The sequence below is a fragment of the Deltaproteobacteria bacterium genome, assembly GCA_016709225.1.
GTDB classification, from domain to species: domain Bacteria; phylum Myxococcota_A; class Polyangia; order Nannocystales; family Nannocystaceae; genus Xiheibacterium; species Xiheibacterium phototrophicum.
Genome location: JADJEE010000001.1, coordinates 2258559 through 2282711, shown reverse-complemented (window position 1 = coordinate 2282711; position 24153 = coordinate 2258559). Strand labels below are relative to the sequence as shown.

Here is a 24153-nt window from a genome sequence, read left to right as displayed (position 1 = left end):
CTTCGCCCGACTACGAGAGCAGCAGCAGGCGATCCCACGCCGGTTCGGTGTCGTCGATCATCGCCAGCAGCGCGAGGCCGATCCCCGATGCGCCCTCGAGGAAGCCCGCGTGGTCGCGTACGCCCGGGTCTCGACCCCGCGGGTGGCGATAGCCACCGACGCCGGTGCCGGGCTGGCGACGCGCCAGTGCGTCGGCGAGCCATCGCTGCGCGGCGGCTCGGCACGCAGGCTCGCCGGTCGCCGCGTGCAGCCGCGCGAACAGCTGCGCGAGACCGGCAGCGCCGTGGCACAGCGAGGTATCGACGACCCCGGCGGTGTCGGGCTCGCGCTGTGCGGCGAGGCGGGCGAGCGCGCGCCCGTGCTCGATCCACGCCGGGTTGGCGCGCACGCGGCCCGCTCGCACGAGCGTCAGCGCGATGCCGAGATCGCCGTAGCACCACGCGAGGCGTGTGGGCTGCGGTTCCGCGCGGGGCCGCAGCACGGCGGGGAATCGCGCGTGGGGGTGCGCCACGATCGGCTGCGCGAGCAGCCATCCGATCGCGTCGTCGACCAGCGTCGCTGCATCGCGGTGGGTCGGCCCGCTCGCCAGGTCGTCCTCGAGCACGCCGACGATGGCGGCGATGACCCCTGGCACGCCGTGCGCGAGCCCGAGGTCGTGGTGCCCGTCGGGCGAGTGCGGCCGGGTCTGCGGGCTCAGCTGCGCAGCGGTGGTGAAGTACGTGCGACCGCAGGGCGTGCCGGGCTGGGCCAGCTGGGCGAGCGCGGTGACGGTGGGCTGCAGCAGCGCGCGGCCGTTCGCGCCGCGCTCGCGGGCGTAGACCAATGCGCCCGCCAGTCCCGACACGAGATCGAAGCAGGGCACCAGCCCGGTGAGTCCGCGCGCGAGTCCATCGTCGAGGCCGGCCAGCGGGTCGTCGCCGTCGTCGGTCGCCGCGACGTGTTGAACCGCCCACGCGGCGCCCGTGTAGCCCTGGTAGAGCGACGCCGGTCCGGGCCGTGACGCCAGCGTCGTCAGCGTCTGCTCCAACAGGTGCCGGCTGGCGGCGCACGCCAGGTCCGCGGCCCGTGGCGCGCGGTCGGCCAGGTATTGCCCCCAGTAGGCCAGGAACAACGCGGCGCCCGGGGCCCCGCGTCCGAGCGACAGATCGCCGTGCAGCTCCGCCGGTGATTCCACCGTCGCGCGGATCAGATCGTCGGCGATGGCGCGCACGGTGGCCTCGACGGCCGTGCGGGTGCGCTCGCCGTGCGCGTCGGTGTCGAGGATGCCGCGCCATTCAGACGCGCGCGGCTCGGGCGGTGGGCTGGCGGGGATCATGCGAGAGCTCCGGCGTGACGCGGTGCGGCGGCCTGCACCCGTGCGCGGGCGAGCAGCGACTCGTAGGCGCGCGCGAGCAGGTCGTAGAGCACGACCTCTTGCGCGCGATGGGCCGCGCGGAGCAGGCGGTTGCAGATCAAGTGCACCCACGTGCGGACGAGGTCGTGCAGCGGCACCCCCAGCTGGTCCGACGCGGCCAGGCGCGTGAGTGTCGCCAGCGCCGGCCGCACGACCACGGTGCGGCGGCGCAGCGCGGCGCAGGCGATCGCCAGCGCGTCGTCGAGCCCGTCTCGATCCACCAGCAGCGCCTCCACGCGTGCGTGCCGACTGCGGTAGGCCGCGGAGAGTTGGCGGCGAAATCCGGTCTCGACGCCGAACTCGCGGTGGAACGCGTCGCGGGCCGTCCGCGCGAGCTCGAGCTTCGCTGGCAGCGCGAGCCCGAGATCGTCGAGCAGCATGTCGATGCTGCAGACACAGGCCTGCCAGCGCAGCGCCCGTGCAGCATCGCCGCCATCGGCTTCGAGCGCGGCGAGGATCTCGAGCGCGGCGTCGCTGTCGGCGGCGAAGAACCGCTCGCTCGCGGACAGCCCCGCGGCGCCCCCGTAGCGCTCGAGCTCGGGCTCGTAGGTGTCGAGCTGCACGCGCGCGACGCTGCCGTCGGCGATCCACTCGGCGAGCGCATGTCGCAGCCCGACGATCCCCAGCGTCAGCAAGCGCTCGGGATCGCCACGCCAACGCACGCGGAGGTGCGGCTCGGGATCGGCGTAGCGCAGGAAGAACCAGCGATCGACTTCGGCAGTGGCCCGCAGCTTGGTGGTGAGCGGCGCGACCACCGACTCGAGTACACGGTCGGCGTGGGCATGGCCCACGTAGATCTTGGCGTAGAGCCACTCGCTGCCCGGCACCAGCACACGGGGGGCCACGGCGCGTGGGCGTGGCCGCTGGGCGGTCGTGCGCGTTGGTTCTCCGGCGCGCGTGAACGGCACGCACAGCTCATGGGTGAACGCACCCTCGGGCCCGCGCACCGCGACGTGCTCGGGATCGGGGACCAGCTCGCGAACGATGACGGCGGCACGACCGCGCAGCAAGTGGGCGAAGCTCTCGACGCTCGCCGGGTTGTCGAGGTCGACCGCGAGGATGTGATCGCCATCGGCGAGCTCGATGTACCGCGGCAGGCGGGCGCGCTCGCGCAGGCTCGCGGCCGCGGCCATCACGGTCGCGCGGCGAGCCGCGGCCGCCACCGCGCCACGACCGGCACCGTGGGCGGCCGCGACGAGCGGGGCCAAGCTGTCTTTGTGCAGACGCCAGCGTGCGCGCGAGAACGCGAGGTTGCGCCAGCACACCCGCGGCAGGAAGCCGAGCGCATCCAGTGGTCCCCAGCTCCAGCCGGCGCGGGCGATGCCCTGGTCCTGCAGCGCGCACAGGAAGCGGTAGGTCGGCAGGTTCGGGCCCGCGTACGCGTGCGCCGTCGACAGCCTCGGCACCACCTCGCAGGCGAGCCGGCGCGAGCGCAGCACCACGCGGTCACCCTGCACCGAGACCAGCAGGTCGTCGATCGCGAGCCGCCTTTCGGGTGGCGCGCCCGAGCTCCCGAGGAATTCGATCTCGTACTGGCGCAGCACCGGCCGCGCGACGACGTTGCCCACCCGACCCTCGCTGGTGTGCACGACCTCGGCGAACACGGCCTCGGGGCGCAGCCGCTGTTCGGCGGCGACGTGCTCGTCGACACACGCGCGCAGCTCGGGATCGAGATGGCAGAAGCGCCCGAGCAGGCGCGCGCCCGAGGGGCCGACCACGCCTTGTAGATGCAGTGTGAAGGCGCCGCGGGCGATGGCGTCGGCGTCGCGGCCCTCGATCACGGCGAGGGCCGCGAACGCGTCGGGCAGCGGCGCGATGGCCTCGCGGGGTGTGAGTGCCGCGATGTCGTCGTCGTCGAGCTCCAGGCGCATCTGGCCCCGTGGCAGCTGCTCGAGACGCCGCGACAGCCAGTCGTGACGCGCCGACCAGGTCGCGCCACCGCCACCGGGACGCGGGAACGCGAGCCCCGCCAGCAGTGGCTCGGCGAACACCGCCGGATCGTTGCTGGGCTCGAACCCAACGCCGACGTCATGGTCGAGCGCGACCGCCAACGGCACCTCGCGACGATCGAAGCGGGCCTTGAATGCCTCGCGGAAGCGCTCGAGCCCGGGCGGCTGCGGCGAGGGCGAGATGCGGTGCAGCATCGCGATGCCCTCCTCGAGGGTCGCGCGCACCCGCGGGCAGATCGTGATCTCGGCGGGTTTGAAGAGGTCGACCTGGAACAGTCGGCCGGGCACGATGGTCGCCGGCGCGGCACTCAGGCCGGCCGCGATCGCGTCGTAGCGCGTCGGGTCGATGCCGACGCCGTCGCGATCGATCGCGGCGAGGTCCGTGAGGGCGTCGCGCAGCAGCGTGCGCGCGTCGGACTCGGGCGCGCCGAGGTCGAGCCGGCGCAGCAGCACCGCACCGGGCTCGTCGCCGGTGGTCGGCGGTGCCAGCACGGGTCGCAGGATGCCCACCTCGCACAGCTCGCGGACGAACCCCGCCGCCTCGTCCTCGTCGAGCGTGGCGTCGCTCCCACGCAGGGCCTCGATCAACGTGCGCGTCGCGGCGCCACTGCGCGCGGCCGCCAGCACGACGTGCACGGCCTCGTGGGCGTCGACGTCGACCAGCGTGTGCGTGCGGTGTCCGCCGGCACTGCTCGCCGCGACATATCGCAGTCGCCCCGCGCTCTCGTAGAGACTGTCGTTGGGCACGAAGCGCAGCGCCGCCGCCACGCCTTCGTCGCGGGCCAGCGCCTCGCTGAGCTCGTCGATGAATTGGCCGTCGAGCCGGGTGCTGCGGCGGTAGTCGAGTCGCGGCGCCAGCTGTAGGACGGTCGAATCTCCGAGACGCCCCACCGAGACCCCCGAGAACAGACCGAAGGGGGTCGCGCGGGTGCTCATCCGCGAGAGGTAGCGGACCAGGGCGCGCTCGGCCTTCGAGCCGCGCTCGCTGTCGGGGTCCTCGCGCCACAGCGGGATGGACTCCGCGAGGCTGGGCGAAGCGACGACCATGGCCTCGCGCACCGCGGGATCGTCGAGCCACGCGGCGAGGCGTGCCCGGAGTCGACGCATGCGCGACTCGATGTCGCCGTCGTCGACCTCGCACCAGCGCGTGAAGACCTGCTGCGGCAGCAGCGGCGTACGCACCACGAAGCGACGATTCATCACGAAAGGGTGTTGGGCTGCGCACATGACGAGGCTCTGGTCGACGTTGGTGATCGCGGGCATGCGTGGGCAGTTGCGGGACCGGAGAACCGGTCCCGCGTCCCCGCCGGCGAGGCCGGCGAGGTGAGGGCGCTACGGGCCCTGGGTCTGCGGCGTGCAGTCGCCGCAGTCCGAGAAGCACGTCGAGCTCGTGTGCGGAGGCAGGCAGGCTGCGCCACTGTCGCTCGGCGCGGTGTACGTCGAGGTTGGGCCGTGGGTCTTGATCGTGATCCCGCCCGTGGCCGCGCTGAGGTTGCGGACGGTCTCCGTCCGCAGACCCAGCTTCATGTGCTTCTTCTTCATGTGCTCTCGCTTTCTGCGCCCGCCTGGAGCGGGCACGGGCACTCATTGCAGCGCGCGCGCAGGAACATGACGAAGCGCCGGCACGCGTGCCCCCGCCGTTGACTGCGCGATCGCAGAGGAATCACGTGCCGCGCGCGACGCGGGCGTCGGCTGTCCGCGGGCGGCCGATCGGTCTACGCTGGTGGGGCATGGCCAGCGAGGTCGAGCCACCGGACGACGCGTGGGGCCGAGCCCCACCGCAGGTCTCGGCCACCAGCTGGTCGATGATCTACGCCGAGCTGCACGGGCTCGCCCACGGGCTCATGCGGCGGGAGCGGGGCGATCACACGCTGCAGACCACGGCGCTCGTGCACGAGGCGTGGCTTCGCGTCGGTGACGATCCGTCGTGGGGCAGCCGTGGCGAGTTCCTGGCGGCCGCGGCCCGAGCCATGCGCTGCATCCTGGTCGACCACGCGCGCGGACGCGGTCGGGTCAAGCGCAACGCGGGCCGTACGACCGAGCCGCTGGACGACCTCGCGATCGCGGACGCGTACGGCGAGGTCGTGGATCTGCTGGCGCTCGACGCCGCGCTCGATCGCCTGGCCGAGCGCAACGAGCTGGCGGCACGGATCGTCGAGCTGCGCTTCTTCGCCGGCATGGCGCACGCCGAGATCGCTGCGGTGTGTGCAACGCCGCTGCGGACCGTCGAGCGCACGTTTCGGCTCGCCCGCGCGACGCTGTATCGCCACCTGCGAGAGCCCGGCGCATGAGCGCGGAGCCGGACGAGGCGGGCGAGCTGTTCCTGGCGCTGGTCGAGCTGCCGCCCGATCGACGCGCCGAGCTGCTCGCTCGACGCTGCGAGGGGCGGGAGCCGCTGCGTCGCGAGGTCGAGGCGTTGCTGGCCGCCGATGCCGACGCCGGCGACTTCCTCGAGCCCGTCGACCTCGGCCTACCCGAGGCGCCGCGGCGTGCGTGGCTCGAGGGCCGCACCGTCGGTCAGTACCAGGTCGAGCGCGTGATCGGCATGGGCGGTATGGGCACCGTCTACGCCGCGTGGCAACGCGCGCCGCGGCGGCTGGTCGCGCTCAAGCTACTGCGCGCGGGGTTCGACGCCGACGCGCTGCGCCGTCGCTTCGTGCAGGAGGCGGAGATCCTCGGCCGCCTGCGACACCGCGGCATCGCGGAGATCTACGAGGCCGCCACCTACGACAGCGAGCTGGGCCCGCTGCCGTACTTCGCGCTCGAGTACATCCCGCACGCGCGCTCGATCACCGCGTGGGCCGACGACGCCGGCATCGATCGATGCGGTCGCGTCGCGGCGATGGTCGAGGTCTGCCGCGCGGTCGCCCACGCCCATGAGCGTGGGGTCCTGCACCGCGATCTCAAGCCCAGCAACATCCTGGTCGGCGACGACGGCCGGCCCAAGTTGATCGACTTCGGCGTCGCGCGATTGCTCGACGGCTCGGCGCGCGGCGCCACCCTCGGTACCGGCATCGGCGAGCTGGTCGGGACCCTGCAGTACATGAGCCCCGAGCAGTGTGCAGCCGACGGTCGCGAGCTCGACGTCCGCACCGACGTACACGCGCTCGGCGTGATCGCGTACGAGCTGGTCGCCGGCGGGCTGCCGTACCCGCTGCAGGGGCTCGCGCCGGCCCTGGTGGCCGCGCGCATCCGCAGCCACGAGCCGGCGCCACCGACCGCGGTGGCCGGTCCGCGGTGGCGCGCGCTCGATGCCGTGATCCTCACCGCGCTCGCGAAGCAGCCCGCGCATCGCCACGCGAGCGCGACCGCGATGGCCGACGAACTCGAGCGGGCGTTGCGGGGCGAGCCGGTGCGCTCGCGACGATCGGCGCGGGTCCACGCGCTGCGCCGCGCGGTATGGCGGGCGCGTCGGGCGGTGCCGGCCGCGTTGGCGACCGGCGGCATCGCGTTCGCGCTGGCGGGTCGCGGTCCGCATGACGCGGCGGAGTCCGGCGACGAGCCGTCGACGCTCGGGCCCGCGCCCATCGGCGATGCCGCCGACGACTACGCACACCAGATCGCGGTGGCCGAGCGCGCGCTGGCCGGCAACGACCTCGCGCGGGCCAAGCTCGCGCTCGGTCGTTGCGCACCCGCGGCGCGCGGCTGGGAGTGGCATCGGCTGCTCGCGCTCGTCGACGGCAGTGCGCACCTGCTCGCGCTCGGATCGCCGGTGCGTCGGCTGGTGCTCGACGGCACGCAGCAATGGCTGTACGCCGTGACCGAGGACGGCCGCGTGCACGGGCTGCGCCGCCGCGCGGGCGAGCGCTTGGCCTTCGACTCTGGCTGGCAGGTGGAGACCGGCGACGACCTCGACGCGATCGCGATCGACGACACGGGCGGTCGCGTGTTCGTCGGTGGTGACCGACGACGCGTGCACGTCATCGCGGCCGACGGTCGCGACGCCGGCAGCTTCGCCGACGGGCCCAGCACCGTGGTCGCGCTGGCCTTCGCGCCGCACCGCGGGGAGCTGCTGGTGACGCGCCAGGACGGCAGCTTCGAGCGCTGGGATGTCGAGCGGCGCACGCAGGTGTTCGCGACCCGGCTCGCACGGCGGCTGGCGCCGTTGGTGCTCGACGGCGACGCGGTGTGGGCGGCGACCGAGCGCGGCGCCGTGCGGCTGGCGTGGGCCGATGCGCGCGTGCTCGAACAGCGCGACGATCCCCAGGGGCCCGAGGCCGTGGCGGTGTCCGACGGCGAGCTCCTCACCGGCGGCTGGAGGCGTCACGTCGTCGCGCACGCGGCCGATCGAACGGCGCGGACGTGGCCCGATCTCGCCGACGGCGTCCTCGATCTGTGTGCGCTCGACCGCCGGCGGATCGCGGTCGCAGGTCGCGACGGCCGCGTGACGCTCTGGCAGCGGGGCGAGGGTGTGCTCGAGCGGACGCTGCGAGGCCACGACTTCGCCGTGGAGGCGCTCGCGTGCAGCGACCAGGGGTGGCTCGCCTCGGGCAGCGCCGACGGCACGGTGCGGCTGTGGTGGTCGGACGCGCCGCCCACCGAGCTCGCGCCGCTCGCCGACGACAAGCTGCACGCGCTGGCGTGGCGCGCCGACGGTCGGGTCCTGTTCGGCGGCGGCGGCCCGCAGTGGGGGCGAGCCGACGACGACGTGCTGCTGGCGTTGGGGGCCGATGGTCGCGTGATCGCCCGCGCGCGAGACCACCTCGCCACCATCGACGCCGTCGCGAGCAGTCCCGACGGCGCGTGGGTTGCGAGCGCCGATCGCCGCGGTGAGCTGGTCCTGCGTGCGTCGCCGCAGCTCGACGTGCAGTGGCGGCGGGCAGCCCACGACGGCGGCGTCGCGGCGCTGGCGTTCGCCGACGATGCTGCGCGCGTGGCCAGCGTGGGCGTCGACGGCACCATCGCGCTGTGGGCGGTGCGCGACGGCGAAGCGCTGGCGCGGGTCGACGCGGGCGTCGGTGAGTTGCGCGACGTGGCCTGGCGCGGCCCACGGATCGTCGCGGTCGGGCAGGGTGGCCTCGCGCGCTGGCAGCCCGGTGGCGGTACGCCGCAGCGCGACACGGTCGATCACGGGCTGGTCGCGATCGCAGCGCTCGGCGCCGACGCATGGGCGATCGGTCGCGACGACGGCACACTGGTCGCGCTCACCGACGACTTCGCGCGGCGCTGGCAGGCGCCGACCTTCGGTCGCGCGGTCGTGGACGTCGCCGTCACCCCCGATGGCCGCCGCATCGCCGTCGCCGGCTGGGACGCGAAGATCCGGCTGCACGACGCCGCCACCGGCGAGCTGCTGCTCACCGTCGGCAGCCACGAGACCCGCGCGACCGCGGTCGCGTTCGCGCCCGATGGCCACACGCTGGCGTCGGCCGGCTTCGACCGCCGCGTCCGCCTGTGGCGCGCACCCTGAGCGCTCAGAGCAGCACGCCGCGCTCGGGCACCAACGCCGGTGGCAGCTCGGTCTCGCCGAGTGACGCTCGCAGGTTGCGCTCGATCGACCTCGACAACGTCGCCAGCGGCAGGTCGTTGGGGTCGAAGCCGAAGGGGTTCTCGAGCTCGTCGCCGATCGCATCGAGGCCCAGCAGCGCGTATGCGATGAAGCCGACCACCACCGGCGTGAACACACCGATGCCGTCGACGATCCCGAACGGCAGCGTGAAGGCGTAGATCGCGACGATGCGATGGATCAACACCGAGTACGACGCGGGCAGTGGCGTGTTGCGGATGCGCTCGCAGGCGCCGAGCACGTGCACGAACGAGGTCAGCGAGATCTCGAGCACCGGCACCAGGTGGCGATCGAGTCGGCCCTCGCGGCGGGCCTGCGCGAGGATCTCACCGAGCTCCTCCACCATCGCCACCGGGGGATGGTGGGCGGCCAGGACCTTGCGCCGGGTGGCCTCGTCGAGCAGACCGGTGACCTCGCTGCCGGCCGACTCGCTGCGCAGGTGATAGCGCAGCAGATGCACGAATGCGGCCGCGCCGTGGACGAGGCTGCGGTGGCGAGCGTCGGGCGTGGTCGCGCCGGCGGCGGGCTCGACCAGGGTGAGCACCTGCCGCGTGAAGCTGCGCGAGGTGTTGACCAGCTCACCCCACAGCTTGCGACCCTCCCAGAAGCGGTCGTAGCTGGCGTTGTTGCGGAAGCCGAGGAAGATGCCCAGCGCGACGCCGACCAGCGAGAACGGCAGCGGCGACAGCACGTCGAGCTTGACCTCGAAGTGGACGTGCAGCCAGGTGGTCACCGCCGCCGCGGCCATCACCAGCGCGAGTCGCTGCCAGATGCGTTGCAGCGCCGTGCCCCGCCAGGGGCTGAGTTGCTTGAGCCAGCTGCGCTGCTCGACGATGATCATCTGCGCGTGGGCCGACAATACCTCAAGCCCGCGCTGCCGCGGTGCAGGCCGAGTTCGGCGGGGCCCTTGCGCGCGCGGGCGATTTGCCCGGCATACTGGCGAGCATGTTGCCCTCGCGTTCGCTCCCGCTCGCGCTCGTGCTCGCCGGCGTCGGCTGTGGTGATTCCGAGGGCCGCGAGCCCGGGGGCTCCGGCGTCAGCGGCATCAGCGTGGGCTCGCCGGCCAGCGGTCCCGGTAGCGACGGATCCGCGGGCAGCGACGACGACGCGTCAGCCTCGGGGGCGAGCGCCGGGCCGGTGCTCGACGTCGGCGCGGCCAGCAACGCCTCCGCCGAGGAGGGCGGCGGCGGCGAAGGCTGCACCAAGGTCGACTTCTTGTTCGTGATCGACAACTCGTCGTCGATGGGCGACGAGCAAGACGCGCTCATCACCAGCTTCCCTGGATTCATGCTGACGATCCAGAACACCCTGACGCAGGCGCAGGACTACCACGTCATGGTCGTCGACACCGACGCGGCATGGGGTGGCGAGTGCGAGCTGCTGTGCCCGCTGTTCGGCGGGGTCTGCCCCGCCAACCCCGGCTATCCCTGCGGCCAGGGCCCACCGTCGCCGTGCGATGCGACGCTCGGCGCGGGCGTGAACTACCCCCAGGGCTCCGACGCGACCAACATGCTGTGCTCGTTCTCCAGCGGCAAGCGCTACATGGACGTCACGGAGCCCAACCTACCGGCGGCGTTCCAGTGCGCCGCCAAGGTCGGCAGCGACGGCGACAGCGACGAGCGTGCGGCCAGCTCGATGGTATCGGCGCTGTCGGACGAGCTCGCGCAGCCTGGCGCGTGCAACGAGGGCTTCATCCGCGACGACGCGATCCTCGTCATCACGATGATCACGGACGAAGAAGACAAGGGCTCGACCGGCATCCCCGACGGATGGTTCGCCAACGTGATCGCCTCGAAGAAGGGCGATGCCACCGCGATCGTGATGCTGGGCCTCATCAACGACGTGGACCAGCCGGCGCCAGTGTGTGCCGCGGAGGTCGAGGACGCGGTCAAGCTGCGCACGCTGGTGGAGATGTTCCCCAACCACATTCGCGGCAGCGTGTGCGAGCCCAGCTTCAACGGCTTCTTCGAGCAGGCGGTCGCGCTCATCGACCAGACCTGCGACGACTTCACACCGGCCGGTTGAGCCGTCGCGGCGGCCGTTGCCGGGCGAGCGTCAGGGGTCGAGCCGGGCGAGCGCGCGTCGGACCAGGGGGTCGTCGGGCAGGAGGTCGGCGACGCAGTGCATCAACGCGACCGCGCTGGTCGGCGGTCTCGCTCAGGGCGGGGGCAAAACGCAGCGACCGATCCCCGGGTTGCACACACCGTCGCCGAGTTCGGGAACGAGCTGGCAGCTCGTGCCCGCCACGAGCGCGCCGCACGGATCGATTGCGTTGGTGTCGCACCATGGCGTGCAGCAACCCTGGCCCGCGCAGTCCGACAACGCGTCCGCGGGTGCACACGCGAGCCCTGCCTGACAGGAAAGGTCGCTGTCGCACGGCTCCCCGATCGCCGCGTCCCCGGCGTACGTGCTGCACTCGAATGCACCGTCGATGTCGATGCAGGAGCGGCCGGGTCCGCAGTCGTCCTGGCCGGGATGGCAGATCGGTCGACACAGGGTCAGCACGCCGTCGTTGCTGATGTGGCACGCGTCGCACGCGGTCGTGCAGCCCGGGTCGGCGCGCGTGCCTGCGCAGAAGCCGACGCAGACACCGGTGTTGGTCGCGGGATCGACCTCGAAGCACATCGCGCCCAGCTCGCAGCTGTCGATGCCGCTGACGCCGCTACCCTCGACCGTGCACGGCTGCCCGATCGCGTCGGGCGACGCCTCGAGCGGAGAGCAGCGCGTCGCGTTCCACGCGTTGCCGCCGTCGTTCGCCCACGGCATGCACTTCTCACCCTCAGGGCAATCCTGAGCCCACACGTCGCAGTCACTGCAGTGGGTGAAGCAGACCGTGTCGGTGCCATCGTCGATGAAGCTGACGAAGGCGTTGCTGCTGGCGGTCTCGCCCTGCGTATCCTCGCCCGGGCCCTGGGTGGTCACCGTGCTGCCCACCGAGGTCGGGTTGGGTGGCACCTCGTCCGTGGTCGACGAGGGTCCGCCGGTGGCAGTCGAGCCGGTGTCGTCGCCGTTGGCGTCCTCGCCCGAGACCCCCGGGGGTGCCACCACCGGGCCACACGCGAGCGCCCCAAGCACGACGATGCAAAGACTACGAATCGACATATTTCCAACATAACCCAGCGCGCTTGTCCGCTCAAGCACGGATGTATCTGTGCCCGCGCTCGCAATCGTGCCCCCGACGGAACGCGCGTCGCGACCCGCTCTAGTACCTCGACACAGCGATAGTGATGGGTCCTAGTGTCGTCGCTGTTCTTCGAAGGGCACCCGGACGTTGCGGTGCCAGTGCACCAACGCGCCGACCAATCGCCGCCGCAGGCCGGCCTCGAGTGTGGGCGCGAGGTCGTGGGTCTCGGCGGGGTCATGGGCGAGGTCGAAGACCGCGATGCTGCCGGTCGCGGGCGTGCGGATGACCTTGTACGGCCACAGCACCATGCCGTGCTGCGGGTCGTCGACGGCGCGGTGCTTCTCGAACATCACGGGTGGGTGGGGACCGTTGGCGGTGCCACGCAGCCACGGCACCAGCGAGACCCCGCGCAGGCTCGGGTCGACGGGGGCCCGCAGCAGCTCGAGCAGCGTCGGCACCACGTCGATGAGCGACACCGGCTCACGCACGCGCGCGGGCGGCAGCTGCGGGCCGGAGATGATGAGTGGCACGTGCACGAGCTCGTCGTAGAGGTTGTTCGAGTGGTAGAGCGCGCCGTGATCGCGGGCGGCGTCGAGGCCCTCGCCGTGGTCGGAGTGCAGCATCACGACCAGCTCGCGACCCGGCCGACGCGCGCGCACGCCCGCGAGCAAGCGACCGACATGCTCGTCGACAAAGCGGATCTCGTGGTCGTAGAGATCACTGTAGCGCTCACCGAAGCTGGGCGTGCCGGGGTGCTGCTCGTAGCGAGAGTGTGGATCGCCGTAGTAGGCCCACAGCAGCAGTGGGCGTGTCTCGTCGGCGTGGGCGTCGAGCCAGGTCAGCGCCTCGTCGGTGATGAAGTCGCTGCAGCTCATGTGCAGCGGTGGCCCGCGCTCGTCGAGACACGCGCACGACCAGTGCTCGAAGCCCTGGCTCAGCCCGAAGTAGGGCCGCAGGTAGCGGATCGAGTGGAACGCGGCGGTCGCGTAGCCGAGCGCGGCCATGCGCTCGCCCAGCAGCGTCTCGCTGTCGTAGATCACCGGCCACTCGCCGCCGTTGCGACCGATCTCGGTGATGTAGCGGCCGATCAACAGCGGCGGGATCGAGAAGCGCGTCGAGGGCCCGGTCGATCGCGCCTGCTCGAACACCACCGCGGTCTGGGCCCACGCGTCGATGTTGGGCGTGGTGTCGCGGCCGTAGCCGTAGCTGCCCAGGTGATCGGCGCGCAGGGTGTCGATCGTCACCAGCAGCACGTCGGGGCGCGGGCCGATCACGGCGTCGTCGGTTGCGCGCGCAGATGCCGTCGGGGGCGGCGGCGCGAACAGGGCCTCGAGCTCGCGTTGCTCGGCGGCCTCGAGGTCGGCGCCGTCGCAGTCCTGATCGATGCCGTCGCCGGCCCGCTCGATCGCGTCAGGGCCCCGCGCGGGATCGTCGTCGTCGCAGTCGCAGGCCTGGGCGCACAGCCACCGCCCGGCACCGTCGTGGTCACGATCGCCGAGCGACGCCACCACCGTCGCGACACGACCGGCGATGCGTGCGTCGGCGCGCACGCGGGTGATGCCGGCGTCGCGCTCGTCGGCGGTGTGCAGCCACGTCGCGGCGACGCACAGCAGCACCAGCGAGGGCCCGGCCCGCCCGACGAACGCGGGCAGGCGTGCGCTGCCCCACCAGATCGCGATCGCGACCAGCGGCAGCAACGCGAGGCGTGGATCGATCGTCCGCCAGTCGATCTCGCGATCGTGTCGCGCCCACGCGAGCGCGAGCACCAGCACCACACCCGCGTACGCGGCCGCCCGAGCCGTGCGCCCGGCGGCATGCCAGCGTCGTGTGGCCCACGGCTCGAGCCCACCACACAGGCAGCCGCACGCGATCGCGGGCAGCAGCAGCAGCACCATGCTGGTGGCCCACGCGGCCGCGGTCGCCGGCGGCGTGGTCGTCGCGGGGGCGCCGATGAGGTCGAGGGCCGAGACGCCCGCCAGCACCATCGTGGCCCGGGCCGCGCCCGCGCCGGCAGCTCGCCGGTACGCGGCGGCTCGGGTGTCTGCATCGGCCACCACGATCGGCGCGACGGTAGCACTCGCGCTCGCGAGCGCGCTGCGAATGTTCCCGGGTGAGCGGCGCCGCGGCCGACCAAGATGGCGCGGCGTCAGCCGTCGGTGCGGGCACACGCCAGGCGCAGCAGCGACCCGGCCGAGTAGGCGCCGTCGTCACCGTTGGCGCCGAGCCCCGCGCGGCCGATGCGACAGCCCAGCATGGCGGTGCGGCACTCGTCCTCGAGGCGCGCGACCACCGGCTCGCAGCGCGAGACCTCGGTCTCGGGCAACAACACCGCGAAGAGGTCACGCTCGATCCGCGCGACCAGGTCGACGTTGCGGCACGCGCCCTCGAGGATGGTCGCGAGCTTGGCTGCGACCTCGTCGCGGGTGGCCCCTGCGCAGCGCAGCGCCAGGAGCGTGAGCGGTCGCTGGTAGCGGTGGGCGCGGGCGACCTCCTGCTGCAGTCGATGGCGGAAGTAGGTCGCCGAGTAGACTCCGGTCTGGCCGTCGCGCAGATCGAGGCGTGTGCCGACCGCCTCGTTCGCGACCTCGGGATCCTCGCGGCGCCACGGTGAGGCGCCGCCATGGCTGGCGCCGCCGTTGGTCAGTCGCACCAGCAGGTGCGTCCGCGCGAGCAGCTCGACGTGGCTGCCGAGCCGCAGGAAGTCGCAGCCCGAGCGCGCGTACGCGTCCTCGATCACGGCGTCGTCGACGGCGTCCTCGAGCACCGCGACCAGCGGCAGATCGGCGGTGCGAGGATCGCTGCCCAGCACCTCGAGCGCATCGACGCACGCGTCGATCGGGGTCGACAGCGACACGTAGACCACGTCGGGCAGGAACGATGCGGCGGCCTGGGGCAGGTGCGTGCACTCGCGGGTGATCGCGATGCGTCCGACCCGGTAGCCCGCGCGACGCAGGCAGCGCTCGAGGCCATCGGGGGCGTGGCCAGGGCGCAGCATCAGCACGCGACCGGCGCCCCCGAGCGACGACATCGAGGCCAGCTCCTCGGGGCTCCAGTGCTGGGGCAGTTCCGGGGCAGCGGTCGTTTCGGCGAGTTCGGCGGGGTCCACGGACGACGCCATCGTCCGCCAGGTGTCCGGACTTGAGCCGCCGATCGTCGCGGCGCTTCAGCCGGTGAAGCGCGCGAGGTTGCCCAGCACCACCAGCCAGTAGTACGCGCCGCCGCCCACCGCCACGAGGAGCAGCAGCACGATCCACGTGGTCGCGTTGCCCTCCTTGCGCGGCGCCGGCGAGGGCATCCGCGTGGGCGCGCGCGGGCCCTTGGCGACCGGGTGCGGGCCCGAGGGCTGCTGCACCACCGGCGCACGGCTGGGCGCCACTGGCTCGGCGGGTCGCGCCGGTGGCTCGTGATCGGCGCCCAGGGCCATCGACGCGTTGCTGCCGTGGGCGTCGTCGAACGCGTCGAGCGACAGCGGTGCGGCCGGATCGTAGGCGGCGGTCGCCGCCATCATCGAGTCGAGCGGCTGCGAGCCGGTCTCGGGCGCGTCACCGTCCTCACCGAGCGACTGGAAGTTGAGGAATTCCTCGTCGATGAGCTTGAGGATCAGGCTGGTGCCGCCGACGCTCGCGTCCGCGTCGCTCGGCTGATCGTTGCGCATGTCCTCGAGCAGCTCGGCGAAGGCACGCGCGCTGACCTTGAGGCTGCGCGAGAACAGGAACCCCAGCAGGTCGTCGGCGAAATCGGCGGCCGCCTGGTAGCGGGTGTCGAGGTCGCGGGCGAGCGCCTTGCGGACGATGCGTTCGAGCTCGGGGGCGACCTCGGGGTTGCGCTGCTGCAGGGACGGCACCTCGGCCGCACGCACGCGCTCGACGGTCTGGTAGTCGGTCTCGCCGAGGAACAGGCGCTCACCGGTGAGCATCTCGTAGGCGAGGATGCCGACCGCGAAGATGTCGGAGCGTGCGTCGACCTCGTGCCCGTGGGCGGCCTCGGGCGAGAGGTACGAGAACTTGCCCTTGACCACGCCCGGGTCGGTCGACTCGAGCTGCGTCGAGGCCTTGGCGAGCCCGAAGTCGGTGAGCTTCACCTCGCCGTTCCACGAGAACAGGATGTTCGGCGGCGAGATGTCGCGGTGCACGATGCCGAGCGAGCGCCCGGTCTCGGGGTCACGCAGGTGGTGCGCGTAGTGGAGGCCCTTCAGGATCTCGCCCAGGATCCACACCGCCAGGTGCACCGGCATCGTCGTGCGACGCTTGCCGAGGTACTGCAGCACGTGCTTGAGGTTGGGCCCCTCGACGTACTCCATCACGATGAAGTAGGTCGAGGAGCTCTTGCCGATGTCGAACACCGACACGACGTTGGCGTGGCTCAGGTGCAGCGACAGCCGCGCCTCGTCGAGGAACATGCGGACGAAGCGGTCGTCCTTGAGCAGGCCGGGAAGGATGCGCTTGATCGCGACCTTCTTCTTGAAGCCCGCCATCGACTCGGCCTCGGCGACATAGACCTCCGCCATGCCGCCGGCATCGAGCTTGAAGAGTGGGCGATAGCGATCGGCCATGAGGTCGAAGAGGAGTCGGGTCCGCGCGGGATTGTAGCGCCATCCGCCGAGCTGCGGCGAATCCGAGGTGCCTATCGGCTGCGATCACCCTCGGCTCGAGTCGGCGGATCGTAGCTGGTGAGCTCGAGCCGCAGGGCCCCGACCCACATGTCGCTCTCCATCGCGAGCGGAATCCGGCGGGCGTCGGCGGAGAGCCATGCGCGCATCGTGAACACCCGCTTGCCCGGCAGCGGCTGGTCGAACGGATCGACCCGGGTCAGGGTTCCCGTGATCGGCACGACGTCGTGCTTGCCGAGCCCGAGCGCCTTCGCGACGCTGGGCATGCGTTCCATGGCCGCGCGCGGCAGCGCCTCGACCTCGATGCGCATCAGCGTGGTGCCGTCGATGACGTGGGTCTTGGCGCGGTCGCCGGGCTCGAGCCGCTGCGCCCGGACCCACGCCATCGCGCCCAGCGGGTCGAAGGTGTCGACCGGCGTGCGCTTGAGGTGCTTGCGCGACTTGCCGTCCTTGACGTCGTCGATGCGGACCTGGCCGCGGCCCTCGTAGCTCGCGGTGGTGACGCGTCGCTTGTAGCCGACGGGGCTCCAGCCGCCGTAGACCAGCACGTTCTCGGACCACACCGTCGCGCCCGAGCGGGCATCGAGCAGCGTGACCATGTCGTCGGTCACGGTCGCCAGCAATGAGACGATGCCACTGGTGCTGGCGTGACCCTCGAGCCGGAGGATGGGCGCGCCGCTGGGCGGGCCGCCCCGTGGATCGGCCTCGATCGCCACCACCGTGGCCTCCGCCAAGCCGGCGCTGTTGCCCGCGAAGGTGACGTCGAACCGGAAGCGCTCGCCGACCCCCAAGGTCGCGCCGAAGTCGTCGGGGGTCTGCGCCCGCGGACTGCGACGCCGAGCGTCGCGCAGCGGTGGATCGACCAGCGCGGCGGTCCATCCCACGGTGTGCCCGCCCGCGCGCACCGGCTTGCCGTCGGCGCGCGCGGGCGCGACGACCGGCGGCGCATCGAGACTCGGCATCGCGCTCACGTCGGTCGCCGGCGCCTCGCCGGTCGGGGCCGCATGGGTGGCGGCGGCGTGGGGGGCCAACGAGAACCCCGCGAGCACGACCGCGGCCCACACCATCGCGCGCGCGCGACCACGTGGGTGCCCGGAGCTGCGTGCGCGGCGATCGTGCGCGGCGATCATCGTCTCGTCCGGTCCGGAGGCTACCACGCCCGCGGCGACGCACCCTTTCGGGGTGGGCCGTGGGCCGCCCTCGTCGCGACGCGGGCGTGGGGGCGCGAGGGGGCACGGGCGCCCGCGCGCACAACGACGCGTTGCGGGTCTTCGCGGCCGGCTGTTAGAGTGCGCGGCCCCAAAATGACCCCACTCGTGCTCACGCAGGGCGACCCCGGCGGGATCGGCCCCGAGCTGCTCCTGCGGGTCGCGGCCGAGGAGCTGCTGCGCGACGGCGATCGCGTCTTCGGCGATCCGACCGTGCTCGCGGAGCTGGCGGCGCAGCTGGGGCCCTTGCGCCCGTGGGCGGCGCGGGGCTGGGCGACGCTGGCGCGCCACCTCGATCGTGCCGCGGCGCCCGGCATGGGCCAGTACGCCGCGCTGGTGGCCGCGACCGAGGCTGCGCTCGCGTCGATCTCCCGCGGAGCACCGGTCGCGATGGTGACCGCACCGATCGACAAGGCCCGCGCGCAGGACGAGGGCCTGGTGCACCCCGGCCACACCGAGTTCCTCGCCGCGGCGGCCGGCGTCGACGACTTCGCGATGCTGATGTGGGGGCCGATCCTGCGGGTGGCGTTGGCGACCATCCACCTTCCGCTCGCCGAGGTCCCGCGTCGCCTGGGTGTCGCCGAGATCGTCCGGGTCGGGCGCTTGCTGGCCGACGAGCTGCCGCACTTCGGTGACAACCGACGCATCGGCGTGCTCGCCCTCAACCCCCACGCTGGCGAGAAGGGCCGCCTGGGCGACGAGGAGATCCGCGTGATCGCGCCGGCGATCGAGGCCCTGCGTGGGGCCTGTCCGGGGATCGAGTTCGTGGGCCCGATGCCGGCCGACACCGCGTTCGGCATCCACGCCCGCGGTGAGCTCGCGGCGATCGTCGCGATGTACCACGATCAGGGCCTGGGGCCGTTCAAGCTGCTGCACGGCAGCGACGGCATCAACGCCACCCTCGGCCTGCCGTTTCGCCGCGCCTCGCCCGACCACGGCACCGCGCGCGACATCGCCGGACGCGGCGTCGCCGATCCGAGCAGCATGTTCGCCGCGGTCGCGTACGCCCGGGGGCGCGGCTGATGGCGCGCGCGCCGGGCAAGCTCGCCGCGCCGCCGCCGACTCGGTCGCGCCGCACCGGCACGCGCAAGGGCGATCTGGCACCCGCGCCCGCGCCCGCGCCGGCCAGCCGGGCCCGCAGCGGTCGGTCGAAGGCCCCGGCCGTCGTCGCGTCCGAGTCGGTCGCGTCGCCACCGTCGACCTCGACGTCGACCGCATCCGGATCGAGCGCGCCGGTCTCGGCGGCGGCCAGCTCTGCGCTCGCGAGCGGCTTCATCAAGATCCGGGGTGCCCGCACGCACAACCTCCGCGGCGTCGACCTCGACCTGCCGCGCGGTCGCCTGGTCTGCATCACCGGCCCGAGCGGATCGGGCAAGAGCAGCCTCGCGTTCGACACCGTCTTCGCCGAGGGCCAGCGACGCTACGTCGAGAGCCTCAGCGTGGCGGCGCGCACGTTCCTCGCGCAGCTGCCCAAGCCCGACGTCGATCTGGTCGAGGGGCTGTCGCCGACGGTCGCGATCTCGCAGGACGCCCGCGGCCGCAACCCTCGCTCGACGGTCGGCACCGCCACCGAGATCCACGACTTCCTGCGGCTGCTGTTCGCCCGCGTCGGCGTGGTCTACAGCCACAAGACCGGCAAGCCGATGAAGCGCCACGGCGTCACCGAGATGGTCGACGCGGTGCTGGCGTTGCCCGACGACACCCGCTTCTCGGTGCTCGCGCCGGTGGTGGTCAACGCCGCGGGCGATCACGCCGACCTGCTCGAGGACCTGCGCCGTCGCGGCTTCGTGCGGGTCGCCATCGACGACGAGGTCTGCGATCTGGCGCAGGACCTGACGCTCGATCCCGGCGTGCGTCACACCATCGAGGTCTACGTCGATCGGCTCAAGCTCAAGCGTGACCCCGAGTCGTCGCTGCAGGCGCGGCTGGGCGACTCGATCGAGCTGGCGCTGGGGCTGACCGGCGGCGTGGTCGAGATCCTCACGGTCGATGGCACCCGCCTGCGCTTCTCCGATCGCTACGCCGAGCTCGACGAGGGCATCGCGTATCCCGAGATCACGCCGTCGCTGTTCTCGTACAACTCGCCCGCCGGTGCGTGCCCGCGCTGCGACGGGCTCGGCGTGCAGCGGGTCTTCGACAACGCGCGGCTGGTCGAGCCGCGGCTGTCGCTGCGCCAGGGCGCGGTGCGGCCGTGGGCACGGCGCGGCGGCGCTGGCCAGCAGCGGCTGCTGGCGGCGCTGGCCGAGCACTTCGACATCGATCTCGACACCCCGTTCGGGGAGCTGCCCGTGGCCGCACAGATCGGCGTGATCGAGGGCACCGACGCGGTGGTCGCGGGGCTCGAGCGCCCGTTCGAGGGCGTGCGTGCGCAGCTGACCCGACGCCTGCGCGAGCTCGAGGCCCGCGCCGGCGACGACGGCGACGACGAGCCCGACGGCATCGACGACGTCGAGGCCTACACCACCGACGTGGTCTGCCCCGAGTGCGAGGGCGAGCGGCTGTGCCTGCCGGCCCGCATGGTCCGCATCGGTGCGCACAACATCGCGGCGCTCGGACGCATGCCCCTCGATCAGCTCGCCGCCACCCTCGGCGGGCTCGAGTTCGCCGGCGAGGCCGGCGAGATCGCCCAGGCCGTACTCGGCCAGGTTCGTGCGCGGCTCAAGTTCCTGCTCGAGGTCGGGGTCGGCTACCTGACGCTCGATCGCCCGGTGATGACGCTGTCGGGCGGCGAGTCACAACGCATCCGCCTGGCCACCCAGGTCGGCGCGGCGCTGGCCGGCATCACCTACGTGCTCGACGAGCCCAGCATCGGCCTGCACCCGCGCGACAACGATCGCCTCATCGCGACGCTGCTGCACCTGCGAGACCTCGGCAACACCGTGATCGTGGTCGAGCACGACGAGGCGACCATGCGCGCCAGCGACTGGTTGGTCGACATGGGCCCGGGTGCGGGTCCGCTCGGCGGCCGCGTGGTCGCGGCCGGACCCACGCACGAGGTGCTGGCGCACCCGCGTTCGCTGACCGGCGCCTATCTCAGCGGCCGCATGCAGATCGAGCTGCCCAGCCAGCGCCGACGTCCGCGTGGGCCCTCGGTGTTGGTCCGCGGCGCCCGTGGGCACAACCTGCAGGACGTCACCGTGCGGTTCCCGATCGGGCTGCTCACGGTCGTCACCGGCGTGAGCGGCTCGGGCAAGTCGAGCCTGGTGATCGACACCCTGCTGGCCGAGGCCGCGCGCGTGGTCAATGGCGCCGCCCGTCCGCCGCTGCCGTGCGACGGTGTCGACGGGCTCGAGCACATCGACAAGGTCATCCACGTCGATCAGTCGCCCATCGGTCGCAGCGCCCGCAGCAACCCCGCGACCTACACCGGCATCTTCGCCGAGCTGCGGGGTGTGTTCGCGTCGCTGCCGGACGCGAAGATCCGTGGCTGGCAGCCCTCGCGCTTCTCGTTCAACGTCAAGGGTGGCCGCTGCGAGGGCTGCCAGGGCGAGGGCGTCAAGCGCATCGAGATGCAGTTCCTCGCCGATCTGTGGGTCGTGTGCGAGGTCTGCGGCGGCAAGCGCTACAACCGCGAGACGCTGTCGGTCACGATGCGCGGCAAGACCATCGCCGACGTGTTGGCGATGAACGTGGCCGAGGCCTGCGACTTCTTCATCGCGCACCCCGGCATGCGCCAGAAGCTCGAGGTGCTGCGCGACGTCGGGCTCGGCTACCTCGCGCTGGGACAGAGCGCGCTCACGCTGTCGGGCGGCGAGGCCCAGCGCATCAAGCTCGCCCGCGAGCTCGCGCGCAAGTCGACCGGCCGCACCCTGTTCGTGCTCGACGAGCCGACCGTCGGCCTGCACTTCGGCGACGTCAAGCAGCTGCTCGGCGTGCTGCAGCGGCTGGTCGACGAGGGCAACACCGTGGTGGTCATCGAGCACGATCTCGACGTCATCAAGTCGGCCGACCACGTCATCGACATCGGGCCCGACGGCGGCAGCGGCGGGGGCCGCCTGGTCACCAGTGGCACGCCCGAGTACGTCGCGCGCAGCGAGCACGGGCACACCGCGCCGCACCTGGCGGGCGCGCTGGCCCGCGCGCACTGACGCCGGGGTCGGGGCGACCGCGCGCGGCCCCACCGTGGGCGCGCAATCGCTTCGCGATCCCGCCGTTGCTTCGGGCTTTGCCGAAGCTCGTGCCGTCGATCTATAAACGTAGCCCGAATGCGGTCGCGGACGATCGAGCAGGGGCGGTGGATGGCGCTGGCGCTGGTGGTGACCTCGGCCTGCGCCGCGGTGCCGCAGAACCGCCGCGAGTACCTCGCCGATCCGACGATGGCGCTGCAGGACGATCCGCTCGAGGCACGGGCCAACCGCAAGCTCTACACCTCGCGCGAGGGCGCCGCCGGCGGTGATGCACGTCCAGCGGGCGGCGGCTGTGGCTGCTCGAACTAGGCGCGAACGCTGCCGCGCGGGGTTGATCGCGGTCGGCTTCGGGCTCGCGCTGGCGCGGCCGGTCGCGGCGGCCCCGGCTGCGTCTGCGGCGGCCGAGTCACCGCCGAAGGCCGTCTCGATCGACGGTCTGTGGCTGCGGCTGTCGTTCTTCGATCAGTACGGCCACGGCTTCCAGTCCAAGGCCGGTCCGCCGCAGGGGCCGGGCTCGCAGCGCATGACCGTGGTGCAGCCGATGGGCATGGTCGCGCTGCGCCAGCGCAACCCGAGGTGGAGTCACCAGGTGGCGTTCGCGCTCGACGTCATCTCGGCGGCGTCCCCCGATGGGCTCGACGCGGTGTCGTCGGCGTCGCGACAGAACGAGGCGGGGGAGATCGACGTCGCCACCACGTACGACTCGCAGCGCCGCGGCAAGTTCACGATGCGCTACGGCGTGCACTTCGAGGAGCCGTGGCGCTCGTTCTTCGTCGGCGGCGGCTGGGTCGGCAGCTTCTTCGAGGACAACACCACGGTCGGCGTCAACGCCACCTACGTCTTCGACTGGTTCGACTACATCCACCCGCTGGGCTGGAGCCCCAAGGGCCAGGAGTACCGCATGACGTCGAGCGACAATCTCACGCTCACGCAGGTGCTCTCGCCGACCACGCTGATCTCGGGCTCGTACGGCCTGACGTTCCAGTCGGGCACGCTGGCGACCACGTGGAACTCGATCTACGTCGCCGACGCACCGACCACCGGCTGTTCCGACGACAACGGCCAGAAGCCGGCCTACGATTGCCCCAATCGGAGGCCCGAGGTGCTGCCGCGCAGCCGCACCCGCCACGCGCTGGCGCTGCAGCTCAACCAGCACATCCCGCGCACGCGCACGACGATCAAGCTCGGCTACCGCTACTACGCCGACACCTTCGATCTCCGCGCCCACACGCCGTCGGTGATGCTCTATCAGTGGATCGGCCGGCGCTTCTACCTGCGCGCGCTCTACCGCTACCACTGGCAGCGCGGGGTCTCGTTCTACTCGAGCGCCACACGCATGGGCCTGCCCGAGGACACACCCATCACCGCCGACAGCGATCTCGCGCCGTTCTCCGCCCACCAAGGCGGCATCAAGGCGGTGCTGTACCTGCAACCGCCCGGCGGGGTCCGCCCGCCCGCCTACCTCGACGCGGGGTTCTCGCGGTACCAACGCAGCAACGACCTGCGCGTGAACGTGTTCTCGATCGGCTACGGCCGCGAGTTCTAGCACGGCGCCTTGCGGAGTCGCGGCCATGACGGCGTTCTGACCCATCACAATCGCTGTGTCGAGGTACTAGCGCGCGCGTGACCGCGTCGTCGGTGGCGAGCGGCGGCCGGACCGCCGCCTTGGCGACGTGGCCCAGATCCCTCGCCAGCGACGCCCGCGTTGCGGTATCAACGCTGGCGCAGACCTGCAGATGCACCCGGTGGTGACACGGCGCGACCTCCTGCTCGGCCTCGGCGCGTCGACGCTGGCCTGCGGCCCCCGCCCGCGCGGTACGCAGGCGCCGGCGGCCGACGGCACCGTCGCGCTGCGTCCGGCCGATGCAGTGTTCGAGCAGGTCATCGCCGGTCGCGTCACCGTGATCGATTTCTGGGCCACGTGGTGCGAGCCCTGCCGCGAATCGATCCCCAAGGTCATCGCGCTCTCGCAAGCCGAGCGCGCGCGCGGGCTCGTGGTGGTCGGCGTCCACGTCGGCCACGGCTTCGAGCAGGCGCTGGCGTTCGCCAGCGAGGCCGGCATCGACTACGCGCTGTTCGCCGATCCCGAGTTCCGCCTCTCGCAGCACTACGGCGCCCGCAACGTGCCGACCGTCGTGGTGCTCGATCGCGACGGTCGCGAGTTGCTGCGTGGCGACGAGGTCGACGACGCGATGCGGCAGACGATCGCCTCGGCACTGGGCTAGCGCGGCCGATCAGCC

General features: G+C 72.5%; 17 protein-coding genes. 8 read left to right on the top strand and 9 right to left on the bottom strand.

The genetic code is table 11. From position 1 onward, the window contains the following. Nucleotides 1-10 precede the first annotated feature (10 nt). The 3 genes from IPH07_09240 to IPH07_09230 all read right to left on the bottom strand — a co-directional run bounded on the left by IPH07_09240 (nucleotide 11) and on the right by IPH07_09230 (nucleotide 4884). Complete coding sequence (locus IPH07_09240; GenBank protein ID MBK6917571.1) at nucleotides 11-1315, bottom strand: lanthionine synthetase C family protein; 1305 nt, start codon at nucleotides 1313-1315, stop codon at nucleotides 11-13. After that, entirely contained in the window at nucleotides 1312-4605 is a 3294-nt protein-coding gene (locus IPH07_09235) for a lantibiotic dehydratase (protein ID MBK6917570.1), read from the bottom strand. The genes IPH07_09240 and IPH07_09235 overlap by 4 nt, the downstream gene beginning before the upstream one ends. 69 nt (nucleotides 4606-4674) lie before the next feature. Next, nucleotides 4675-4884, bottom strand: coding sequence for a hypothetical protein (locus IPH07_09230; protein ID MBK6917569.1), 210 nt, complete (start codon nucleotides 4882-4884; stop codon nucleotides 4675-4677). A gap of 263 nt (nucleotides 4885-5147) precedes the next feature. On the opposite strand from IPH07_09230, the gene IPH07_09225 reads away from it, so the two are divergent. Both IPH07_09225 and IPH07_09220 read left to right on the top strand, forming a co-directional pair. Next, on the top strand, nucleotides 5148-5633 hold the full coding sequence (locus IPH07_09225; GenBank protein ID MBK6917568.1) for an RNA polymerase subunit sigma-70: 486 nt from the start codon (nucleotides 5148-5150) through the stop codon (nucleotides 5631-5633). Then, nucleotides 5630-8749 (top strand): protein kinase, encoded by a 3120-nt coding sequence (locus tag IPH07_09220; protein ID MBK6917567.1) that lies wholly within the window; start codon nucleotides 5630-5632, stop codon nucleotides 8747-8749. The genes IPH07_09225 and IPH07_09220 overlap by 4 nt, the downstream gene beginning before the upstream one ends. Before the next feature lie 4 nt (nucleotides 8750-8753). Here the strand turns inward: IPH07_09220 and IPH07_09215 are convergent, their stop codons facing one another. Then, complete coding sequence (locus IPH07_09215; GenBank protein ID MBK6917566.1) at nucleotides 8754-9686, bottom strand: hypothetical protein; 933 nt, start codon at nucleotides 9684-9686, stop codon at nucleotides 8754-8756. Nucleotides 9687-9790: 104 nt separating this feature from the next. On the opposite strand from IPH07_09215, the gene IPH07_09210 reads away from it, so the two are divergent. Next, a complete protein-coding gene (locus IPH07_09210) occupies nucleotides 9791-10870 on the top strand; it encodes a hypothetical protein (protein MBK6917565.1) in 1080 nt (359 codons plus the stop codon). Between the two features lie 132 nt (nucleotides 10871-11002). On the opposite strand, the gene IPH07_09205 is transcribed toward IPH07_09210, so the two are convergent. The 5 genes from IPH07_09205 to IPH07_09185 all read right to left on the bottom strand — a co-directional run bounded on the left by IPH07_09205 (nucleotide 11003) and on the right by IPH07_09185 (nucleotide 17708). After that, entirely contained in the window at nucleotides 11003-11920 is a 918-nt protein-coding gene (locus IPH07_09205; protein ID MBK6917564.1) for a hypothetical protein, read from the bottom strand. Between the two features lie 159 nt (nucleotides 11921-12079). Next, a complete protein-coding gene (locus IPH07_09200; GenBank protein ID MBK6917563.1) occupies nucleotides 12080-14026 on the bottom strand; it encodes a sulfatase in 1947 nt (648 codons plus the stop codon). 89 nt (nucleotides 14027-14115) lie between these two features. After that, entirely contained in the window at nucleotides 14116-15075 is a 960-nt protein-coding gene (locus IPH07_09195; protein ID MBK6917562.1) for a diguanylate cyclase, read from the bottom strand. A gap of 57 nt (nucleotides 15076-15132) precedes the next feature. After that, nucleotides 15133-16521, bottom strand: a complete 1389-nt coding sequence (locus tag IPH07_09190) for a protein kinase (protein ID MBK6917561.1) — start codon at nucleotides 16519-16521, stop codon at nucleotides 15133-15135. A gap of 71 nt (nucleotides 16522-16592) precedes the next feature. Further along, complete coding sequence (locus IPH07_09185; GenBank protein MBK6917560.1) at nucleotides 16593-17708, bottom strand: DUF3108 domain-containing protein; 1116 nt, start codon at nucleotides 17706-17708, stop codon at nucleotides 16593-16595. A 174-nt stretch (nucleotides 17709-17882) separates the two neighbouring features. On the opposite strand from IPH07_09185, the gene pdxA reads away from it, so the two are divergent. The 5 genes from pdxA to IPH07_09160 all read left to right on the top strand — a co-directional run bounded on the left by pdxA (nucleotide 17883) and on the right by IPH07_09160 (nucleotide 24138). After that, on the top strand, nucleotides 17883-18809 hold the full coding sequence (gene pdxA, locus IPH07_09180; GenBank protein ID MBK6917559.1) for a 4-hydroxythreonine-4-phosphate dehydrogenase PdxA: 927 nt from the start codon (nucleotides 17883-17885) through the stop codon (nucleotides 18807-18809). Next, nucleotides 18809-21874 (top strand): excinuclease ABC subunit UvrA, encoded by a 3066-nt coding sequence (gene uvrA, locus IPH07_09175; GenBank protein MBK6917558.1) that lies wholly within the window; start codon nucleotides 18809-18811, stop codon nucleotides 21872-21874. Before pdxA ends, uvrA begins: the two co-directional genes overlap by 1 nt. Before the next feature lie 117 nt (nucleotides 21875-21991). Next, the gene (locus IPH07_09170) at nucleotides 21992-22222 is read left to right on the top strand and encodes a DUF4266 domain-containing protein (GenBank protein MBK6917557.1); all 231 of its coding nucleotides are present in this window, start codon (nucleotides 21992-21994) and stop codon (nucleotides 22220-22222) included. Between the two features lie 22 nt (nucleotides 22223-22244). After that, complete coding sequence (locus tag IPH07_09165) at nucleotides 22245-23459, top strand: DUF3570 domain-containing protein (protein MBK6917556.1); 1215 nt, start codon at nucleotides 22245-22247, stop codon at nucleotides 23457-23459. 202 nt (nucleotides 23460-23661) lie between these two features. Next, the gene (locus IPH07_09160) at nucleotides 23662-24138 is read left to right on the top strand and encodes a TlpA family protein disulfide reductase (protein MBK6917555.1); all 477 of its coding nucleotides are present in this window, start codon (nucleotides 23662-23664) and stop codon (nucleotides 24136-24138) included. Nucleotides 24139-24153 lie beyond the last annotated feature (15 nt).